Source organism: Galactobacter sp. (assembly GCF_022712295.1).
Classification (GTDB): domain Bacteria; phylum Actinomycetota; class Actinomycetes; order Actinomycetales; family Micrococcaceae; genus Galactobacter.
This window is the reverse complement of record NZ_JALAGT010000138.1, coordinates 1-15,732: the sequence shown is the minus strand read 5'-3', so window position 1 is coordinate 15,732 and position 15,732 is coordinate 1. Positions and strand designations below refer to the sequence as shown.

The 15,732-nt window shown below is 65.3% G+C and carries 16 protein-coding genes and 1 pseudogene; 8 read left to right on the top strand and 9 right to left on the bottom strand.

All coding sequences use genetic code 11. The annotated features are described in order from the left end of the window. Positions 1-29 precede the first annotated feature (29 nt). On the bottom strand, positions 30-680 hold the full coding sequence (locus tag Q0A15_RS10370; protein WP_291279456.1) for a uridine kinase: 651 nt from the start codon (positions 678-680) through the stop codon (positions 30-32). 25 nt (positions 681-705) lie between these two features. Here Q0A15_RS10370 and Q0A15_RS10365 point away from each other — a divergent pair, with 25 nt between their 5' ends. Further along, a complete protein-coding gene (locus Q0A15_RS10365; RefSeq protein ID WP_291279455.1) occupies positions 706-1,446 on the top strand; it encodes a lipoate--protein ligase family protein in 741 nt (246 codons plus the stop codon). A gap of 20 nt (positions 1,447-1,466) precedes the next feature. Here Q0A15_RS10365 and Q0A15_RS10360 read toward each other — a convergent pair whose 3' ends face one another. After that, positions 1,467-2,093: an MBL fold metallo-hydrolase gene (locus tag Q0A15_RS10360; RefSeq protein WP_291279454.1), complete on the bottom strand. Its 627-nt coding sequence runs from the start codon at positions 2,091-2,093 to the stop codon at positions 1,467-1,469. Continuing rightward, a complete protein-coding gene (locus Q0A15_RS10355; RefSeq protein ID WP_291279453.1) occupies positions 2,090-3,199 on the bottom strand; it encodes an S-(hydroxymethyl)mycothiol dehydrogenase in 1,110 nt (369 codons plus the stop codon). Before Q0A15_RS10355 ends, Q0A15_RS10360 begins: the two co-directional genes overlap by 4 nt. A 146-nt stretch (positions 3,200-3,345) precedes the next feature. On the opposite strand from Q0A15_RS10355, the gene Q0A15_RS10350 reads away from it, so the two are divergent. Then, complete coding sequence (locus tag Q0A15_RS10350) at positions 3,346-4,092, top strand: SOS response-associated peptidase (protein ID WP_291279452.1); 747 nt, start codon at positions 3,346-3,348, stop codon at positions 4,090-4,092. On the opposite strand, the gene Q0A15_RS10345 is transcribed toward Q0A15_RS10350, so the two are convergent. From Q0A15_RS10345 to Q0A15_RS10330, 4 genes are all read right to left on the bottom strand, one after another. Beyond that, positions 4,089-6,113 carry a prolyl oligopeptidase family serine peptidase gene (locus tag Q0A15_RS10345; RefSeq protein ID WP_291279451.1) on the bottom strand — a complete coding sequence of 675 codons (2,025 nt, stop codon included), beginning with the start codon at positions 6,111-6,113 and terminating at the stop codon, positions 4,089-4,091. The two genes, Q0A15_RS10350 and Q0A15_RS10345, sit on opposite strands and share 4 nt — an antisense overlap. A gap of 234 nt (positions 6,114-6,347) precedes the next feature. Continuing rightward, complete coding sequence (zapE, locus tag Q0A15_RS10340) at positions 6,348-7,340, bottom strand: cell division protein ZapE (protein ID WP_291279450.1); 993 nt, start codon at positions 7,338-7,340, stop codon at positions 6,348-6,350. A gap of 295 nt (positions 7,341-7,635) precedes the next feature. Continuing rightward, positions 7,636-8,043, bottom strand: a complete 408-nt coding sequence (locus Q0A15_RS10335; protein WP_291279449.1) for a PIN domain-containing protein — start codon at positions 8,041-8,043, stop codon at positions 7,636-7,638. Continuing rightward, positions 8,040-8,240, bottom strand: a complete 201-nt coding sequence (locus Q0A15_RS10330) for a type II toxin-antitoxin system VapB family antitoxin (protein WP_291279448.1) — start codon at positions 8,238-8,240, stop codon at positions 8,040-8,042. Before Q0A15_RS10330 ends, Q0A15_RS10335 begins: the two co-directional genes overlap by 4 nt. 133 nt (positions 8,241-8,373) lie before the next feature. Here Q0A15_RS10330 and Q0A15_RS10325 point away from each other — a divergent pair, with 133 nt between their 5' ends. Next, on the top strand, positions 8,374-8,727 hold the full coding sequence (locus Q0A15_RS10325; RefSeq protein WP_291279447.1) for a multidrug efflux SMR transporter: 354 nt from the start codon (positions 8,374-8,376) through the stop codon (positions 8,725-8,727). Next, a complete protein-coding gene (locus Q0A15_RS10320; RefSeq protein ID WP_291279446.1) occupies positions 8,727-9,143 on the top strand; it encodes a multidrug efflux SMR transporter in 417 nt (138 codons plus the stop codon). Before Q0A15_RS10325 ends, Q0A15_RS10320 begins: the two co-directional genes overlap by 1 nt. On the opposite strand, the gene Q0A15_RS10315 is transcribed toward Q0A15_RS10320, so the two are convergent. Then, the gene (locus Q0A15_RS10315) at positions 9,057-9,713 is read right to left on the bottom strand and encodes a LysE family translocator (protein WP_291279445.1); all 657 of its coding nucleotides are present in this window, start codon (positions 9,711-9,713) and stop codon (positions 9,057-9,059) included. The two genes, Q0A15_RS10320 and Q0A15_RS10315, sit on opposite strands and share 87 nt — an antisense overlap. 92 nt (positions 9,714-9,805) lie before the next feature. Between Q0A15_RS10315 and Q0A15_RS10310 the strand changes: the two genes are divergently transcribed. From Q0A15_RS10310 to Q0A15_RS10295, 4 genes are all read left to right on the top strand, one after another. Then, the gene (locus tag Q0A15_RS10310; protein ID WP_291279444.1) at positions 9,806-10,894 is read left to right on the top strand and encodes a hypothetical protein; all 1,089 of its coding nucleotides are present in this window, start codon (positions 9,806-9,808) and stop codon (positions 10,892-10,894) included. A 52-nt stretch (positions 10,895-10,946) separates the two neighbouring features. Continuing rightward, positions 10,947-13,466, top strand: coding sequence for a PEP/pyruvate-binding domain-containing protein (locus Q0A15_RS10305; protein WP_291279443.1), 2,520 nt, complete (start codon positions 10,947-10,949; stop codon positions 13,464-13,466). A 155-nt stretch (positions 13,467-13,621) separates the two neighbouring features. After that, positions 13,622-14,371 carry a DUF6318 family protein gene (locus Q0A15_RS10300; protein ID WP_291279442.1) on the top strand — a complete coding sequence of 250 codons (750 nt, stop codon included), beginning with the start codon at positions 13,622-13,624 and terminating at the stop codon, positions 14,369-14,371. 476 nt (positions 14,372-14,847) lie between these two features. Continuing rightward, positions 14,848-15,351, top strand: a complete 504-nt coding sequence (locus Q0A15_RS10295) for a hypothetical protein (protein WP_291279441.1) — start codon at positions 14,848-14,850, stop codon at positions 15,349-15,351. 80 nt (positions 15,352-15,431) lie between these two features. On the opposite strand, the pseudogene Q0A15_RS10290 reads toward Q0A15_RS10295, so the two are convergent. After that, positions 15,432-15,732: pseudogene (locus tag Q0A15_RS10290) on the bottom strand (SAM-dependent methyltransferase); the annotation flags it as partial.

Here is a 15,732-nt window from a genome sequence, read left to right as displayed (position 1 = left end):
GGCCAGGGCTGAGGAATCGGGCCAAGCCCTCAGGCGTACGCCTCCGGGCTGACCTGGCCTTCGGCCAGCCGCCGCTTCAGCTCCCGCTTGGGCACGGGCGTGAACCCGGCCCGCAGGTGGAGGCGACGCGTCGCGCCGTCGGCCCTGTAGAGCGCGTAGCCGCGCTTGATGAGGAACAGCAGCGGCTTACGGTGCTCACGCACGTCGCGCACGAACCTGCTCACCGCTGTGACCAGCGGCGGCACGTCCACGTACCAGGCCACCACGTCGATCCCGGCCGCGCGCAGCGCGGGCAGCGCGGCGGCGGCGAACACGCCCTCGGCCACCAACGGGCCGTCGGCCATTTTCACAGTGTGAGTACCCACAATGGACGACGACGCGATGGAGTACTCGGGGACCTCAACCTCGCCGTCGTGGAGGAGTCGGCCTACGGCCGCCACAGCGGCATCCGTGTTCCACGTGCCGGGGTGATCCCAGTCGATCTCTCCGTAGGGAGTGCGCGGCAGCGGGGCGACCTCGTCCTCCGCGATCTCGCGGTAGAAATCGTCCAGCGACAAGGACGGACGGCCAAAGCGTTGTGCCAGATATGACTTACCTGACCCGGAAGCACCACCCAACAACACCAAGCAGGGTTTCGGGGACTCACGGGGCTGGGCACGGGATTCTGGCACGAGTGCCATTCTCCCACGTGAGACGATGTCACCCGTGACCACCGTCCTTGCTCCAGACCTGACTGACGCGCCACTTTCGTTGTTGGAGGAGAACGCAGGTGGGGATGCCGCGCGGGATCTGGATCGGCATGTTGACCTGCTGCGGCACGTGGGCCGTGGAGCGCGCGGGCCGCTGTTGCGACTGTATGTCCCCAACCCCACGTTGGCGTTCGGGCGCCGTGACGCTCGCCTGGACGGCTTCGATGCTGCATGGGAAACGGCGGCGTCGGCCGGGTTCACGCCGGTGATCAGGTCTGCCGGTGGCCGGGCCACGGCCTACCATCAGGGCACCTTGATCGTGGATCAGATTCAGCCTGACCCGGAGCCCATGCTGACCCACCAGCAACGATTCGCGATGTTCGGGGACCTCTTTGCCGACGCCCTGCGCACGGTGGGGGTGGATGCGCGCGTGGGGGAGATCCCCGGCGAGTACTGCCCGGGTGAGTTCTCCGTCCACGGCGTGGGCGCTGACGGAGTCCGCGTGAAATTGGTCGGCACCGCCCAGCGTGTGGTGGCCGGTGCGTGGCTCTTCTCGTCCGTGGTCGTGGTCAACGACGCCGCACCGCTGCGGTCCGTGACGGCGCAGGTCTACCAGGACCTGGGCATGGAGCTGGACCCGGCCACGGTGGGTGCGGTCGAGGATGTGACGAGCCCCCGCCCGTCCGCAGTGTCGGTGGCGGATGTGGCGGGGGCCGTCGTGGCGACCTGGGAGGCCGCGGGTTATCGCTTCGAGTGAGCCGGTGTGGTGCGTGCGGCTCAGTGGCCGCGGTCGATCCACTCCTGCAGGTGCGGGGCCTCGTCACCGATGCTGGTCTCATCACCGTGTCCGGTGAGCACGCGGGTCTCCGGAGGCAACATCAGCAGGTGATCCCGGATGGAGTCCACGATCGTGTCGAAGTCCGAGTAGCTGCGCCCGGTGGCACCCGGACCACCGTTGAAGAGGGTGTCGCCGCTGAACACCACGCCCAGGTCCGGCGCGTAGAAGCACGTGGATCCGGGGGAGTGACCCGGGGTGTGGATGGCCTGCAGGGTGGTACCAGCGACCTCGAACGTCTGCCCGTCGATGATGTCCTCATCCGGCGCCTGCTGGTGCACCTGGTCCCAGAGCACGCGATCAGCGGGATTCAGGCACACCGGAGCGTCGAAGCGGGCTCCGGCGTCCAGCGCCTGCCGTGAGTGATCGTCGTGGGCGTGGGTGAGCAGCACGGCCAGCACGTGGCGGTCTCCCACGGCCGTGGCGATCTTCTCCAGGTCGTGCGCCGGGTCGATGATGATGACGTGGGCGTCGTCTCCCACCAGCCAGACGTTGTTGTCCACCTCCCAGGTGCCACCGTCCAGGCTGAACGTGCCCGAGGTGACCACGTTCTCGATGTTGGCACTCATGCCGACGCCTCTGCGGCCTGCGGGATCTCCACGACGGACCGCAGGACCTTGCCCTGGCTCATCTTCTGGAAGGCCTCGTTGATCTCGTCCAGCTTGATGCGCTCGGAGACGAAGGCGTCCAGGTCCAGGCGACCCAGCTTGTACTGGTCCACCAGCTCGGGGAAGTCGCGGCTGGGCAGGCAGTCGCCGTACCAGGCGGACTTCAGGGAGCCGCCGCGACCGAAGACGTCGTCCAAGGGCAAGTCGATGCGCATGCCGGGGGTGGGGACACCCACCAGCACCACGCGGCCGGCCAGGTCGCGGGCGTAGAAGGCCTGCTCATAGGTTTCGGGACGTCCGATGGCCTCGATCACCACGTCGGCACCGAACCCGCCGGTGAGTTCGCGGATGGCCTCGACCGGATCCACCTCGCGGGAGTTGACGCCGTGCGTTGCCCCCAGTTTGAGGGCCTGGTCCACCTTGGCCTGATCGATGTCCACCGCGACGATGGTGGTGGCGCCGGCCAGCTTGGCGCCTTGGATAGCGGCCACACCCACGCCGCCGCAGCCGATCACCGCCACGGACTCACCGCGCTTGACCTCGCCCGTGTTCACGGCTGCACCGATGCCGGCCATCACGCCGCAACCGAGCAGGCCGACGGCGGCCGGATCCACGTCGTCCGCCACGGGCGTGCACTGGCCGGCGGCCACGAGGGTCTTTTCGGCAAAGGAGCCGATGCCCAGGGCGGCCTCCAACTCGGTGCCGTCCGTCAGCGTCATCTTCTGCGTGGCGTTGAAGGTGTTGAAGCAGTACTTCGGCTCGCCCTTGCGGCAGGCACGGCACTCGCCACACACGGCACGCCAGTTGAGGATGACGCGTTGGCCAACCTCGACCTCCGTGACGCCGGGGCCCACCTGGGAAACCACGGCGGAGGACTCGTGTCCAAGAAGGTAGGGGAAATTGTCGCCGATGCCACCGGTGGCGTAGTGGTAGTCGGTATGGCAGACGCCGCAGGTGAGGACGTCGACGACGACCTCGCCCGGCCCCGGATCGGGGATCACGATGTCCACGACTTCCACGGGTGCGTCCTTGGCGGGGGCGATGACGCCCTTGACGGTCTGAGGCACTTCGGCTTGCTCCTTCGCATTGATCAGTGGTGGGAGAACACAATCGTCTCTGGTCCTATCCGATCACGAATCCATGTTTCGGGACAGTGACAACCGCAGGCGATTTCTCGGTGTCCGATCCGGCGTGTCTGTGTCAGGCTTGGAGCATGTGCGGGCGATACGTGGTGGCCAGGGCTGCCGGAGACCTGATGGACGAGTTCGGTGCCGAGGACGGGCAGGAGGAGACCCTGCTGCGGCCCAGCTTCAACGTGGCTCCAACCACTGATGTGCCGGTGGTGCTGGAGCGTCTCGATGACGACGGATCAGCGCATCGTGAACTGCACGTGGCCCGGTGGGGGTTACTGCCCAGGTGGGCCAAAGACGCCTCGTTCTCCTCCCGTGCCTTCAATGCCCGCTCGGAGACGGTGGCGGAGAAGCCCACCTTCCGGACGGCCGTGAAGAAGACCCGCTGCGTGGTCCCGGCGGATGGCTACTACGAGTGGCTGGCGCCCGCCTCCAAAGGGGGCAAGAAGATCCCGCACTACATTCATCCCACCGACGGATCCTCGATCGCCTTCGCCGGCCTCTATTCGTGGTGGAAGGACCCGGAGACCCAGGAGTGGGTACTGACCTGTTCCATCCTGACCGGTCCCTCACCGGACCCGGACGCCGATGGCGTTCTCGGTGAACTGGGGCGCCTGCATGATCGCCTCCCGCTGGCACTGCCGGATGAGGCCGCCATCGCCGCCTGGCTCGACCCAAAGGCGACGGATCCGGAGTCCCTGGTGGAGGGGGTCCGGGCCCGTGCGTACGAGGCGGCGAGCGCCTGGGAGCTTCATCCTGTGGATGCGGCCGTGGGGAATGTGCGCAACAACGGGCCAGAGTTGATCGAGCCCGTTGCAGGCTTGTTCTAACCCAGCCTCGGGGTCCGGTCTGTTTTGACGCCGCGCACGTGCTGGTCCAGGAAGGCGATGAAGGTTTCGTACCAGACCTGAGCGTTTCCGCGGCCCAGGATCCAGTGGCCCTCGTCGGGGAAATAGAGGTAGCGGTGACGCGTCCGCCCGTCGGCATCGCGCGGCGTGGCGGAGAAGGTGTTGAGGTCGTACCAGAGGGCGTGCCCCTGGGCGATCGGCACCCGGTAGTCCTTGTCGCCGTGGATCACTAGCATGGGCACCACAATGTCCTTGACCGAGTCCTTGGGGTTGTAGGTGGCGTTCTGGAGGCGCATCGAGGACTCCCACCCGGCATTGTCCGTGGTGTGGCCCATGGATTCGGTGTCCCAGAGGGAGGCATGGGTGACCACGCAGCGGAAGCGATCGCCGGTGTGGCCTGCCACCCAGTTGGACATGTAGCCGCCATAGGAACCGCCGGAGAAGGCGGTGCGGGTTTCATCGATGTCGCCGCGGGCGACCGTGGCGTCGGTGAGCGCCAAGATGTCGGTGAACGGGGCTCCGCCGAGTTGATGCTGCCCGCGGTCGATCATGTGCTGGCCGTAGCCGGTGGAGATCGCGGGATCGGGCATCAGCACGGCGTAGCCCGCAGCGACGAACGGATTCGGGTTCCACCGGTAGGTCCAGGCGTTCCACGAGCCCCAGGGCCCGCCGTGGGCGAACACCACGAGCGGGTGGGGTCCGTCGCCGCTTGGCACCCGCAGCCAGGCGCGCAGCGCCGTGCCGTCCTCCGCCGTAGCGGTGACCTCGGTCAGTGTGCCGGTCTGCTCGGGCTGGGCGGCAGGGTTGGGGAGCTCGGTGACCTGTCCCGTCGTGGGATCGATGGCCACCGGATGCGGCGCCACGTCAATGCCCGACGCCGTCGCCACGATCCGTCCGCCACTCACCTGCGCGCCGGAGAAGGTCAGGTTCTGGCCGGGTCCGCCGGCCAGCCGCCGCGGTGCGGCGTCGGTGGTGGTGCCGATCCAGACCGAGCCGCGCCCCTGATCGTCCGACGTCGCCACCACGGTGGTGTCGTCCAGCCAGGTGGGGTCGATCCAGAAGTCGTGCTCGGGCCAGAGGTCGGTGGCCTCACCTGTGGCGAGGTTCAGCACCTGCGTCCGTGAGGCGAGGGATTGGGTCTGCGTCCACACGCTGGAGCGATCCACCAGCGCGTGCGTTCCGGCGGGGTTGAAGTCCCCGCCCCAGTACTCGGTCTTCGCCGTGGTTTCGAGGAGGAGCTGTGGTTCGGTGCTGCCCGCGAGGTCCAGCAGGTACAGGAACGGGAAACCGATCAGGTCATCGCGGGAATCATTCATGGTGACCAGAGCATGGGCACCGGTGCGGTCCACAGACCAGCCGCTGAGTCGGCCAGCCGGCATCGGGAGGTAGGCAAACTCACCGAGACCGCCGTCGTTGTTCAGCTCCGCGACGGCGAGCACCGTGCGGGAAGGGCCAAGATCCGTGTTCCAGTAGCGCGTGGGGAACTCGGAGTGCAGGGCAGCGGTGACCTTGGCGTCCTTACGCTGCTTGGACAAATCCTTGTGCTCGTCCTCGTTGGCGGCCTGCGAGTGCACCTCGAGCTCCGCGATCAGGCGCCGGGTCCCGTCCTCGGCGGTGATCAGTTCCAGGGTGCCGAAGCCGCCGGGTCGGGAGGCCAGTTCGCGGGCCTCGCCACGTGGGGGAAGCGCCCAGAGCTGGGCGTCGTCGGAGGATTCCCCGTCCTCGCCGACTCGTTTGGCGGTGAAGTAGGTGGTGCCGTCCTCGGCGAGCGCCACGGATCCAACGGAGGCGTTGCCGCGGGTGAGGGGGAGAAGGCTACCGTCGGTCAGTTCCACGAGTTCGGTGCGGTAGGCGTTGCCCTTGGCATCCGGTCGGGAGACGCCGAGGACCACGCGTCCGTCAGGGGTGGAGTGCAGTCCCGCGAGGCGGGGGGCGTCGAGGAGTTCGGTGATGGGCGTCTGGGCGGTGGCCGGGGCCGACGCGGAATCGCTGTGAGGTGCCATGACTCACATCCTGCCACTTTGAACGCAGGTGTGAAACGACTCTTTCAGTGTTTCTGCCAGTGGGGGCGCGAGTGGGCCCCGGCGTTGGGTTCATCAACCTCAACGTTGGCGCGATCTCGATCGTCGGCGGGAAAGGCCCATTTGCGCCTGCGTTGGAAATCGAGCCGACGTTGGAACCGCGTCATGCCGGACCGGGGAGGCAATCGCCCACCGGCCGGAGCATGTTGGTTGAGATCACCCCTGCCGCAGCATGGACAGTCGCGAGAGCATCCGGTCCGCGTCACGGGGCAGATTTTTCGCCTTGGCCAGCTCCTCGCGGCTCACCTGCGCGGTGACGTCCAGTGGCAGGTCCGCATCCACCAGGACGTCCAGCAGGTAGGCCAGTCGTTGGAAAGGCTCCGGCTCAATCTCCTCCGGGGCGGGCAGCCCCACCAAGGAGATGGCGGAAAAATCCCGGGCCAGGGTCAGGTAATCGTTGACGGATCGCGGTTGCACGCAGAGTTCGTCCCACGTGACGCTCAGCGTGCCATCCTGCATGGCGAGCGCCCGCAGGGCGCGGGTGGCGCTCAGGGCGACGTCGACGGTGGAGGCCGGGCACGCGTCGTCGGGCATGAGCGTCCAGCTACCCGACGCGAAGCCGCCGCTGTGGGTGGATGACGTGCGCCAGTCGTGGTCGCCACCCAGCTCGATGACATCGAGCTGGTCCTGAATCGCCTCGACCGCGGGCAGGATCGCCTCGTGGAAGGTCGGATCCGGCAGCAGGCGGGTCGGCGGGTAGTTCGACGTCATGAGTACCGACACGTCCGAGTCCAGCAAGGTGACCAGGGTGCGTCGCAACATGATGGCGTCGGCGATGTCGTGGACATGGAACTCGTCCAGGAGCAGGAAGCGGGCCTCGCCCACCAGGTGCGTGACTGCCTCCGGCAGGGGCAGCCGCTCGGTGGACATGGTGCGCTGCAACTCACGCAGGAAGGAATGGATGTGTAGGCGCCTCTTGGGTGTCGCCACCAGTTTGAGGACCTGGTCGGCGAGCCAGGACTTGCCGCGGCCCACCGCCCCGTGGAGGTAGGCGCCACGTGAGTGCGGCGCGGCCAGCGCGGCCACGGCTGCGCGTTGCTCGGGATCCAGGGTGTGTCCCGCCGAGTCCGCGGCGGCGCACAACGCCTCCTCCGTGACGGTGTCGAACGGGTTACGGGTTGCGGCCGGGGCTGGAAGGGAAGGAGTCACGTCCTCCATTGTCTCGCATTGGTCGGGGCAAGTCTTGGGTACATGTACATGTCACGACGGTGATCCCCAACGCTTTACCATTGGCGCATCAGACCTTCTCGAGCGAATCCCGTAGCCTCTGCTGCGCGCCAGGACCCCTCGTTCCATGGTTCCACATAGAGTTCCAGCCGCTGCACGTGCAGCTCGTTCTGGGCCCAGTCCGCCGGAGTCGACAAGGCAGGTTGGGCTAAATCGCGGCGGAACTCGCGCAGGGTCACACACGGACCACCGACGGTGGCAGTGGATGTCGGCCGGGTCACGCCTGCGTCCAAACGTCCAAACCGATGTGAGGAGCGGCGTGGTGGAAGTCGCGATCCGTCGTCAGCAGGGTCATGCCATGCCGTACGGCCAGTGTGGCGATGAGGGCATCCACGGTGGGCAGCTGTATGCCGACGCTGCGGCATGTATTGCTCATTTGTGCCGCCGTGACATGATCATCTCGATCAGCCAGCAAGAGCGGGATATATGCGAAATGGTCCAAGATCGTGGCCCGAACCCTGGCTGGGACGAAGCCCTGCAACAACTCTTGCAGGACCACGCCCGGGCTGGCGACAAGGTCTCCCTGTGTCAGCGCCGTTCGCAGTTTCCTGACCTCGGGAGTTTCCTCCTGTCGATCACGACGCAGGGCCAGCGACCAGACGCTCGTGTCCACCAGCAGGGTCATCCACGAGTCCGTTCCGACTTGTAGTCGTAGTTCTCGTCCCACTCGAGTGTCCCGAACAGATCGAGGATCTTCTGCTGTTCGTGACGGGCGATGAATTCTTGCAAAGCTTGCGTCACCGCAGCCTTTTTCGACGGTTGTCCGCTGACCCGTAGCGCGTGGTCCAACAGGTCAGGATCCAATGCGAGATTTGTGGCCATGACTACCTCCTACACAAGATGCTACACACTCGTTGTCCGAGCCGATAGGCTTGCCACCAGGGCCACGACCGGCCCGCCGACGAGGGCGCAGTACCGGCACGCACGCAAAGACTGACGCAGAAGGTCGTTTGCCATGTCCGTCCTCCCCGCCCTCTCGCCAGGGTTCGCCTGGCTGATCCTCATCGCAGCTGGGTGCCTGGAACTCGTCTGGGCCGCCGCCCTGTCCGGTCTCGGCGCCGGCTCGAAGGCCCGCCGCCGTCAAAGCTCGCTGCTCTTTTTGCTCGGTCTCGGTGGGTCCATGACCGGCCTCGCCTGGGCCATGCTCACCCTGCCTGCAGGCACCGCCTACGCGGTTTGGGTCGGCACCGGGGCGGTCCTCACCGTGGTGTGGGGATTCGCCACCCGCCAGGAACGCCCCCCGTGGGCGCGCATCGGCCTGCTTGCGGTGCTGATTGCGTCCATCGTGGGCCTGAAGGTGGTGGCCTGATGCCGTGGCTGACCCTGATTCTCTCCGGCATTCTCGAGGCCGTGTGGGCCACGGCGCTGGGCGCCTCGCACGGATTCACTGTCTTGGGCCCGACGATCGTGTTCGGGCTCGGCCTCGCTGCCTCCATGGTGGGGCTCGGCTGGGCCGTCCGCTCGATCCCGATCGGGACCGCTTACGCGGTCTGGACCGGGATCGGAGCAGCACTCACCGTGGTGTGGGCCATGGTGACCGGGGCCGAAGCCGTGTCGGTCGCGAAGGTGGTGTGCCTGATCGGGATCGTTGGTTCCGTTGTAGGGCTCAAGCTGGTCTCTTCCGAATCGAAGAGTGCGTCAGCGGACGTCCCAGGCGAGCTTGGCGCCGAAAGCGATGAGGATGCCACCGGTGATCCGGTCGAGCCAGGTCACGAACGCCGCTGATTTCAGGCGTGATCCCAAGGCGGAACCGCCCAGTACCAGGATGGAGCACCAGATCACTCCGCAGGCCACGTGCACGGCCGCCAGCAGCAGGCCCATGGCCAGTGGCGCCACGTCGGCGGCCATGAACTGTGGGATGGTGGCAAGGTAGAACACACCCACCTTGGGATTGAGCAGATTGGTGATCAGTCCTGTGGTCCAACCGCGCCACGCTCCGCCGCGAACCAGGCGGTTGGCCTGCTGCTCGGTGGCATTGCCCTCTGCATAGGTCTGGTTATGTCGGGAGAAGGTCTTGACCACCATGGCGATGCCCATCCACGCCAGGTAGGCCGCGCCGGCCAGCGTCATGATGCGGTAGGCCGTCTCCGAAGCCGCGAGTACTGCGGTGGCGCCGAGTCCCGCGGCTGCTCCCCAGAACAGGACCCCGGTCTGGATGCCCAGCGCCGTCGCGAAACCGGCCTGACGGGACTTGGTGATGGAGGTGCGTAACACCAGCGCCGTGTCGATTCCAGGGATCAACGTCATGAGCGCGGCAACGGCGGCGAACCCGAGCAGGGCGGATGTAAGGGGCACGGGACCAATGTATTCGAGTGCTCTCATATCTCGCTTAATGCATTACTTGGAGTAATTGCCTAGTGCGGCGCTGTTGTGGTGGACTCGACGCCATGAGTGCCACCACTTTGAAGCTGCGACACAGGATCGCCAACGTGGTGCTGCGCTTCGCCTACTACGGGCGAGTACCGGTACTGGACCTGTCGACCTCGGACGCAGAGGCGCACGAGCGCCCCCGGTTGGTGATCGCGAGCCACCGCAATGGCGCTTTCGACGGACAGCAGGTCCTGGCCGCGTTCCCCAAGGTGCAGTTCTTGGTCTCCATCCAACTGTTGCGCCACTGGTTCCTACGTCTCTTCGTGGCCGGGATCCCGGTGGTGCGTCCCAAGGACGTTGAGCGCTACGGCCGGGACCCGGCCGCCGAGGCCAGCCCCGTCGAAGCCGGCTGTGCCCACCTTCGGGCCGGAGGCGACCTCGGGATCTTCCCGGAAGGCAGTAGCGATTGGGGATTCAGGCCGCAGTCGTACCAGCGAGGCGCCGCGCGGATCGTCTGCGCTCTGGCGCAGGAGGGGCTCGAGGTCGACGTGATTCCTGTGGGCCTGTTCTACTCCACGCCGGGTCGGTTCCGGTCCCGGGCGCAAGTGGTGCGAGGTCCGTCCGTCCGGCTGCCGTCACGAGGGGATCAAGGCCTCAAGACATGGGAGTCGATGGTCGCCGAGGAGCTGGCGCGAGCCTTGGACGAGGTCTCCGTGAATTGTCCTGATCAGGAGACCTTCGACAGGATCCAGGCACAGTCGCTACACATCGCCAGGACCTCCAAGCCCCACCTGGCAAGCACGCGTGCCGTGTTTGCGCGTTCGTTTCTGCAATTGCAGCGCGATGTCGCTGCGGACCGGGTGTCGATCGACTTCCTGGGCGCGGCCAGGGGCGGTCACAGGGTTTACGCCTGGTGGCGCTGGGTCTGTCTGGTGCTGATGTGGGTCTTCGCCCCGGTCCTGGCCGTTGCGGCGTTCGCCGGATCGAGAGCCGACGCCCGCAACACCGTGACCTTCTTCCGCATGCTCGGCGGTGCCGCGGCCGCGCTGATCTGGATTCCTGTCCTGATCGTGCTCGGTTTCTTCTTCCCCTGGCTCATGGCCGCCGGCTTGGTCTGTTCCGTGATCGGCTGGCTGCTGCTCGGGATGCGCAGAATCCGCCTCTGACCTTTAGGTTTCGACATCACAGCTTCTGACATCACCCTCAAGGACCCATCTCATGAACCTCATCGTGGATTTCAAGGACCCCAGCGCCACCGAGCTTTGGGTCAGTGGCGGCAAGGGAGCCAGTCTTGCCAAATCGGCGCGGGATCTGCCCGTGCCGGGCGGGCTCATTGTGACGGCGGATGCCTACGCACGCTTCGTCGGACCTTTGAAGGAACACATCGCCGCCCTCGCAGAGGGCGAGGAGCCCGCTGAGGCCATCGCGGAACTGATCAGGACCACGGAGCTGCCGCAGGGCTGGGCGGAGGAGATCGAAGCCGCCATGCAGGCTATCGGCCTGATCGATCGGCCGGTGGCCGTCCGCTCGTCGGGCACCATGGAAGACCTTCCGGGGGCCGCGTTCGCCGGCCAGCACGACACCTACCTCGGTGTGCGCGGGCCGCAGGCCGTCGCCGAGGCCGTGCGCGACTGCTACGCGTCGCTGTGGAACAACCATGCCTACGCATATCGCGAGCAACTGGGCGTGGATCATCTGGAGGCCAAGATGGCCGTGGTGGTGCAGCTGATGGTTTCGGTCGGGGCGGACGAGGCCGCGGGGGTGGCCTTCTCCGTGGACCCGGTTCGCGGCAACACCGACGAGGTACTGATCAACGCGGCATTCGGGCTCGGAGAGACCGTGGTGGGCGGCGAGGAGCCCGTGGACGAGTACCGCGTGCGGCGTGATGACGGCAACGTCGTCGCATCCGAGATCGCTGCCAAGCGGACGGCGCTGGTGATGCGGGAAGCAGTGGACGGGGGAGCGTGGACGGGGCTGGTTCAGTTGTCCGCGGCGCAGGGGACACGTTCGTCCCTGACTCCTGAACAGGCCGGACGGGTCGCCGAGCTGGCGCTCGCTGCGGAGAACCACTTCGGATTCCCTCAGGACATCGAATGGGCGTTTTCCGGGGATGCGCTCTACCTGCTGCAGTCGCGTCCCATCACCCGAGTCGCCGCGCGGTGGACCCGAGACGAATCCGCAGAGCGTTTCCCGACGCCTATCACCCCGCTGACCTGGGACCTGGTGGAAGCGGGGTTCCATCATTCGCTCAACCACAGCTTCGACCTGATGGGCCTGCCGCCATTTCACGACAAATGGTTCGCCATGAAGGATTTCTACATCTACGGCAATCAAACGGCTGTTGATCTCTACGCAGGGCGGCTTCCCACCAACTTGCTCAGCAGCGTCGAGACCATCACCGAATCCTTGCCGCAGATCGCCGCTCAATTCGGCTGGGTGCAGGAGTTGCCGGGGCGTTGGATGCGGGATCTGGACACTTATCTGCTGGGGATCGGACGGCTTTCGAATGAGCCGCTTGAGTCGAAGACTTTGGGCCAATTGTGGGATCACGTCATCGCCATCAGCGACCTCGGGACCGAGTACTTTCTGTCCAATATCGCGATCTCCCTGACACAGCGCACCCTTTACGGGGCGCTGCAGCACATGCTCTCCCTGGCCTTGGACGCCGAACAGGCGCAGGTGGTGTTCGAGCGGTTGTTGGCCTCGACGGAGACCAAGACGTCTCAGGTCAACGCGGAACTTCGGGAATTGGCCGAGGTCATTGCCGACGATGCCTCACTACTGGATGTGCTGGAGGCCAACCCCGGCGAGGCCGGCGTGGCCGCCTTGACTCGATTCCCTGCCTTCGAACGGGAGTTCTCCGCCTTCCTGTCGCGGCATGGGCATCGCGAACTCGACTTCGACGCCTACCACCCCACCTGGGTCGAGGCTCCACATATCGTCCTGGACCAACTGCGACTGCTGGCGTTGCATTCCGTGGAGACCGACGAAGGGGGCGAGGCTTCCGAATCCGCGCGGGCCGACTTGAAACGCAAGGTGGTGCAGGCGGAGACCGAGCGTGCCGTGGTCAATGCCGCGCCGGAAAAACTGCGGTACCTGGTGCAGGAGGTCATCCGGTTGGCACGCACCTACACCGCGTTGGACGACCTTGAGCACTATCAGACGACGCGACTGACGTTGCCGCTGCGTAGGGCCCTGAAGGAACTGGGCTCACGCCTCGTTTCCGCTGGGGTACTGGCCGAGGTTATGGACGTCTACTTCATTCCGTTCAAGGATTTGGATGCAGCGATCCGAACCGGTTCGCTGGAGCCGCTCGGTGAGGTCGCGGCTCGAAACAAGGCCGGGTATCAGGAGGCAGTTGCGCGGACGCCGGACTGGAATCACGGTGTTCAAGCGGTTCCGGACGACCTGGACTCCGAGGGCGTGATTCGCGGGACCGCCGGCAGCCCAGGCGAGGTTTCCGGGGAGGTGTTCGTGGTGCATTCGCCGGAGGACTTCTCCTCCTTCCCGGAAGGCGCCATCCTGATTGCCCGCACCACCAACCCGGCATGGACCGCTCTCTTCTATCAGGCCAGTGGCGTCGTCACAGAGAGCGGCGGGGCGCTGTCCCACGGCGCCGTCACAGCGCGCGAGCTCGGCTTGCCTGCCGTCATGGCCGTACGAAACGCCACCAGTCGTTTCTCGAACGGGCAGCGAGTGAAGGTCAACGGAAGCACCGGGGTCATCACCGAGGAATAGGTTCCAGTCAAGTCTGTCGTCCGTCGGCCTTGTGGATAACCTCTGCCGGTCCGGGCGGATTTGGTCTATGGTTACCTGACCTTTGGTCGGTCGACTGGTGCTGCTGCGTAGGGTTGCGTGGCTTCGCGGTTGGCCCCGGTTCACGGGAGTGACTCATGGTCGGGTCTGGGTTCGATGCTGGTGGTGCGGTCCGTCGGCGAGCCATGAGGCATGAGCGCGTTCCCGGGTTGCGTGGGATCGGGTCGGCGCTGGTCCCCGTTTTCGCCCTGGCTTTTGCGGTCAGCGTGGCTGGGTGCAGCGGCAGTTCTGGGCCCGATAAGACGTTCACGCCCACGGCCACTGAAAAGTACGTGCCGCCCACACCAACCGGTAGTGCCGACGCCTCACCGAGTGCTGGTTCCAGTCCCAGCGCTGGGGAGTACCAGCCGGCCACCGAGACGTCGCCTGCGAAGAACGTCCCCGTACCCAAGTACCCCAAGGCGGCAAGGGCCAACACCGAGGAGGGGCAGAAGGCCTTCATCGAGTACTGGTTCAAGACGTACAACTACGCGTTCGAAACCGGCGACACCAAGCCCATGGCTACTGCGTCTACGAAGGCATGCGAGTATTGTTCCAAGCAAATTAAAAGCGCGACTGAAATGCATCAAGAAAAGAAGTACTGGAGAGTTGGCAAAGGTGCATTGTTGACAGATGTTCCGCTTAGATTCCAATCCACGGACGACTATCCCTGGATAGTTGATGTAGAGATATATGACTCTCCTGCGCGATTCTATTCTTCTCCAAACGTTGAAGTTCCTAACCTTTCCCTTAAGGGAGGGGTCAGGAGTCATATGCGAGTATGGCTTATGTTCGAGGATGACTCCTTTCGACTCGATGAGCTGAATCTTGTTGAGGACGGATCATGAAGCCGGTCAATCTCATGATAGTTCTTCTCGCTAGCGCGTTTCCACTTGGAATAGTTCCTGCCGAGAAAGATGATAATGAGATTTATGGAACTTCAAGCAATGGCGCTTTTCGAGTAAGTGCCGAGCGTGTAATCCCAGGCCGCGCGACTACTCCGAAGCGTGGGCCAGTTCGATCAGCTAAGCAGCATTCCAGGCCACAGATGTATGGGGTGGTCCGGCCAAAACCGCAGTCGTCGGCGTCTGTTGGGTCTCGTGCTTCGGGGTGGGTGGATACCCGGAGCCCGGAGCAGAAGCGGCAGGATCTTGTGGTGGTGCCGATGCGGTCGGCGTTGGCGCGGGTGGGGTGCATGATCGGGATGGCGAATTTTTGTCCTGCGGTTCCTGCCTCGGGCGGTAGTAGCGGTGGTGGTCCTCCGGTGGCGGGTGCGGGGCCCGACGTCAGCGGTACCGAGCCTGCTGCGATGGCTGCGATGGGGATGTCATTGTCGGAATTCACGGTGTTGCCGATAGCTGCCTCGCGGGTGGAAGCGGATCTGGGCGGTTTCGGGTTGCGCAATGGGGTGACGAATATTTGGGCCGTGGGGCAGGAGCAACAGGTTCAGGCTGAGGTATTGGGGAGCAGTGTTCTGGTGCGCGCCCGACCGGTTGAGTATTCGTTCGATTATGGGGATGGCACGGCGACGGTGACGACGAGTGAGCCGGGTGGGCCGCTGCCGGAGTCGGTGTTGCAGGATTCTGCGACGGCGTTCGAGACGGATACGGCGACCAGTCACCGATACACGGAGACCGGGACGTATTCGGTGCGCGTGGTGACCACGTTCGAGGGTGAATACCAGGTTGCCGGTGGCGGTTGGATACCAATCCCTGGCACCACGCAGGTGGCCTCCGCCCCGTTCACGGTGGATATCTGGCGTACGAAGCACCTTCACGTCTCCGGCCCCTGCGTCCCGGGCCAGAAAGCTGCCGGTTGCGCCGATTGAACGCTGCCTTGGCTGATCAGATTGAATGCGGGCCCCACCGTCGGGCATGGTGTCGGTGAACGGCAATCAGAGCGCCGTCCTCAGTCGTCCACGCTCCGGACCGCGATGATTTCACCATGCATCCGCGCACCTGGGTCGGTACGGGGCGCGGTGTGCACTACGTGGAATCCTGCTGCTGCGACTTGTGCGGCCAATAGGCTGACGGGCCAGTAGTAGGCCGGAGTTATGGCGTGTTCGAAAGGTTCAAGGGCGGAACCGGCGAAGAACCCGAGCAGAAGACCTCCTCCCGGCCTGACACAGCGAGCGAACTCCGCGAGCGCAGACTCCAGACCGGGTGCATCGGTGTGGATCAGCGAGTACCAAGCGAGCAGCCCTCCGAGC

Coding starts and splice junctions, on each gene's coding strand:
- Q0A15_RS10295 (WP_291279441.1), top strand. CDS start 14,848: ATGTCATTGTCGGAATTCACGGTGTTGCCGATAGCTGCCTCGCGGGTG.
- Q0A15_RS10325 (WP_291279447.1), top strand. CDS start 8,374: ATGTCCGTCCTCCCCGCCCTCTCGCCAGGGTTCGCCTGGCTGATCCTC.
- Q0A15_RS10320 (WP_291279446.1), top strand. CDS start 8,727: ATGCCGTGGCTGACCCTGATTCTCTCCGGCATTCTCGAGGCCGTGTGG.
- Q0A15_RS10310 (WP_291279444.1), top strand. CDS start 9,806: ATGAGTGCCACCACTTTGAAGCTGCGACACAGGATCGCCAACGTGGTG.
- Q0A15_RS10350 (WP_291279452.1), top strand. CDS start 3,346: ATGTGCGGGCGATACGTGGTGGCCAGGGCTGCCGGAGACCTGATGGAC.
- Q0A15_RS10330 (WP_291279448.1), bottom strand. CDS start 8,240: ATGGCCACAAATCTCGCATTGGATCCTGACCTGTTGGACCACGCGCTA.
- Q0A15_RS10345 (WP_291279451.1), bottom strand. CDS start 6,113: ATGGCACCTCACAGCGATTCCGCGTCGGCCCCGGCCACCGCCCAGACG.
- Q0A15_RS10305 (WP_291279443.1), top strand. CDS start 10,947: ATGAACCTCATCGTGGATTTCAAGGACCCCAGCGCCACCGAGCTTTGG.
- Q0A15_RS10370 (WP_291279456.1), bottom strand. CDS start 680: ATGGCACTCGTGCCAGAATCCCGTGCCCAGCCCCGTGAGTCCCCGAAA.
- Q0A15_RS10360 (WP_291279454.1), bottom strand. CDS start 2,093: ATGAGTGCCAACATCGAGAACGTGGTCACCTCGGGCACGTTCAGCCTG.
- Q0A15_RS10335 (WP_291279449.1), bottom strand. CDS start 8,043: ATGACCCTGCTGGTGGACACGAGCGTCTGGTCGCTGGCCCTGCGTCGT.
- Q0A15_RS10300 (WP_291279442.1), top strand. CDS start 13,622: ATGGTCGGGTCTGGGTTCGATGCTGGTGGTGCGGTCCGTCGGCGAGCC.